Genomic DNA, 3,780 nt, shown 5'->3' on the forward strand with positions numbered 1-3,780 from the left:
ATTACCTTGTAAGCGTTGAATCAACTGCAAAGCAATATGACTATAATTTAAAGTAACGGTCAAATTGTGCTGCGACAGGACTGCGAGATAGGGTTCACCTTCTGCAACTACCGTTGTTAAGTTTCTACCCATAAAATAAGACCAGCAAAAAAGACCATATACATTAAGACCAGCAAATTCTAAATCGCCGATTTCTAGTGAAGCCTGAAAACCGTCTACGAGCAGGGGTAAATAGTCACGGAAGTGAGATTTGCAATGGATAATCACTTGTCCGATTGCAGCGTTGACTTTTGGTTGTATCGATCGCGCATTTAGTTTTGCCACCAGTTGTAGCGCTAACTGACCAAAATCATAAGCCCCATCCAAGTCTTCTAAGATATTGATTAATAAGACACCATAGACACTGTAGCTAAAAGCTGACAGGCCTGTATTTCCCTGATTAATCGATAGTTTGACTTGGGTCAAAATAACAAAAGGTAGTAGCAAGGGAGCCGAAATATAAGTCGTAGTGATAATGCTCGACAGCAACTGCATCATCGCCAAGGGTTCTGCCTCTGTCATCACTGGCAAATTGAGTAACTCTTGGATTGTTCTGCCGTCGATTAATTCCCTGACTTCTTGCATGGCAGGAGCAATATATGCGGGTGTCTGCTGTTCAGGGAGATGAACATTAAATCTTGCTAAGGCAGTGCGAGCGATCGCGATTGCTTCTTGATACTGACCCTGATTATTATAAGTTTGAATCTGGATTGTATGGGCTTTGACATATTCGGTCGGTTGGAGATTTTGTGCTAAAATCACCCTCACCCATTCCTCCATTTGGCCATAATTACCGCATAAATAAGCCGCTTCTGCTGCGCCTTCATGTAATGCTAGTGTTAGCTGCGGTTCGGTTTGCCAACTTTCATCAGATAGCAGCGTTAAACCCGTTTGGAAATAGGTGAGGGCTGGCTCATTAGCAGTTGAGGCTTTGGCTTTGCTACCAGCAATTAAATTCAGTTGAGCGAGATTCTTTCTTTCCTCTGGGTCGAGGATGAGATTAATTACCCGATTCCAGTGATTGACAATCTCAAAAATATTGGCTTCTAGTTCTGCATCTGGGGTGTTTTGTCGCAGCAAGCGAGCGATCGCTAAATGAGTTGATTGTTGTCGATCTTGTGGAATCAGAGAATAGGCGGCTTGTTGAACGCGATCGTGCAAAAAGCGATATTTGGGATTGACCCTATTCTGCGTATCCGATTTCTCTGTCCCCTGAAAGAACTTATAAACTTGGCTAGTGGGTAAAATCAGACCTTCCTGCAAGGCTTTCCAGAGTCCTGTGGCTGCCTCAGTGGGCGATTGTTCTAAGACGATCGCCAATGTCGTCAAATCAAACTGGTTGCCAATACAAGCGGCTAACTTCAGCACCTGTTGGGTTTCGGGAGATAATTTCTGCAATTGCAACGCCATAAACTCTACGACATCATCGGTGAGCGCCAGGGCATTTACTTGGGCAATATCACATTCCCAATAGCGGCGATCGCGATCGAAGGTGATGCAGTTTTCTTCATACAACGCTTTAAGAAATTGCGTGGTAAAAAAGGGATTACCTTGGGTTTTGCGATCGATTAATTCGGTTAAAGGTTGTGCCAGTTCCCTCGAACAATTCAATGTATCGGCAACCAGATGATTGGTATCCGCCAAATCTAACGGTTTCAGGGTAATTGTTTTGACGATCGCGTTCGCTTTTTTGATTTCTTCTACGGTCAAAATAAATGGGTGAATGGGTGAGACTTCATTGTCCCGATAGGCTCCCAACATCAGTAAATAGCCATTGTCAGTCATCAGCAGTTTGAGCAACTGAAGGGAAGCCGAATCTGCCCACTGCAAATCATCCAAAAACACCACTAGCGGGTGTTCTGCGGTGGTAAAAACTTCAATAAATTTTTGGAATAGCAAATTAAATCGATTTTGAGCGGCACTGCCGGAGAGTTCGGTGGCGATCGGTTGCTGTCCAATAATCAGTTCTAGTTCGGGAATTACCTCAATTAAGACTTGTCCATTGTCTCCAAGAGCTGAGAAAATTTTAGCTTTCCATGCTTGCAATTGAGCGTCTGATTCTGATAGCAATTGTCCCATCAAATCCCGCAGGGCTTGCACAAAGGCAGACAGGGGAATGTTGCGATTGAACTGGTCAAACTTACCTTTAATAAAGTAGCCGCGTTGCCGCGCGATGGGTTTGTGGACTTCATTAACTATCGCGGTTTTACCAATCCCCGAAAATCCGGCAACTAACATCATTTCGCTGCTGCCTTCAGCCACCCGATCGAAAGCATTAAGTAATACTTGAACTTCGTTGGCTCGACCATAAAGTTTTTCGGGGATGGTGAAGCGATCGCTCAGATCGCGCTGTCCTAGTTCAAAATAATTGATATTTCCCGTAACTTGTAATTGCTCCAAACAAATCTCTAAATCGTGCTTAATTCCTAAAGCACTTTGATAGCGTTCTTCCGCATTCTTTGCCATCAATTTGCTGATGATTTCTGACAAAACCAAAGGAATCTGGGGATTGATTTCATATACAGAAATGGGAATTTTGGCTAAGTGGCAATGCACCAATTCCATCGCATCTGCTGCAATAAATGGTAATGTTCCTGTCAATAATTCATAAAAAGTAACGCCCAGGGAATAAAAGTCACTCCGATAGTCAATGCCTCGATTCATTCTGCCAGTTTGTTCGGGAGATAGGTAGGCTAATGTTCCTTCTAAGATATTGGGATTTTGAATTTCTTGGGTTTCCCTCGGCAGTAGGGAAGAAATACTAAAGTCAATCAGTTTAAGTTGTTTTGTTTCGGGATTAATGAGAATATTCGCAGGTTTAATATCTTTATGAATGACTCGATTTTGATAGAGATAGTGGAGAACATCTGTCAGTTGGATAGCGATTTGAAGAAACTCTACTAAAGATAAAGATTGAGATGGTTGGCTTGCATCTGTTCTCATCGGTCGATAAGAAGAGAGGGATACTCCACCAAAATCATCCATAAGTAAGGCATAGCTATTGTTGTATGCTTCCAGAGCTAGAGGCTTAACAATATTGGGAAAGTCAAGATTTTTGGCAATGGTATATTGATTGCGAAATTGGATCAGTTCGTTGAAATTAGGGTATTCGTTTCGTAGTAGTTTAATAACTACTGGCTGCTGGTCACGAATACAGATACCTCGATAGACAAGGGTACGAGTACCGATATAAAGTTCTTCCGTTATTTGATAACCTGACACATTGAGGTGCGGGTTCATAATTAGTTCATCCTCTATTAGATAACAGTTGAATTATATATACGGCTTATGTGAGTTGGAGTCTAGAAAGGCGTAATATTTAATTCTATTCTATATATTTAACAGGGAGAGTGATCTCAAACACAGTACCCTCAGTCGGTATAGAATTAACGGTAATTTGTCCCTGATGTTTTTCAACCACAATCTGCCGGGCGATCGCTAACCCCAACCCCGTCCCTTTCCCCACAGCCTTTGTGGTAAATAAATGGTCAAATATTTTTTGTCTGACTGATTCATTCATCCCTTTACCATTATCAGCGATCGCAATTTTTACCATTTCATTTTCGACCGATGTTTGAATGGTTATGCAGTTAGGATTCGCTTGAACCTCTGCAAAACTCCGACCATGATTAGATTCATCCAAGGCATCAATAGCATTAGCAATAATATTCATAAATACCTGATTTAATTGACCGGGAAAGCAATTAATCGCCGGGATATTACCATATTTGGTGACAACTT

Annotated in this window: 2 protein-coding genes; both read right to left on the reverse strand. The window is 42.0% G+C overall.

The window, feature by feature from the left end; all coding sequences use genetic code 11:
- Nucleotides 1–3,279, reverse strand: a 3,279-nt coding sequence (locus QUB70_RS31905; protein WP_332985799.1) for an ATP-binding protein, incomplete at its 3' end; no start/stop codon positions are given.
- Nucleotides 3,280–3,364: 85 nt separating this feature from the next.
- On the reverse strand, nt 3,365–3,780 hold a 416-nt coding region (locus tag QUB70_RS31910), incomplete at its 5' end, for a sensor histidine kinase (protein ID WP_332985800.1).

Origin of the sequence: Microcoleus sp. A003_D6 (genome assembly GCF_036702825.1) — a bacterium.
In the GTDB taxonomy this organism is placed as follows: Bacteria; Cyanobacteriota; Cyanobacteriia; order Cyanobacteriales; family Microcoleaceae; genus Microcoleus.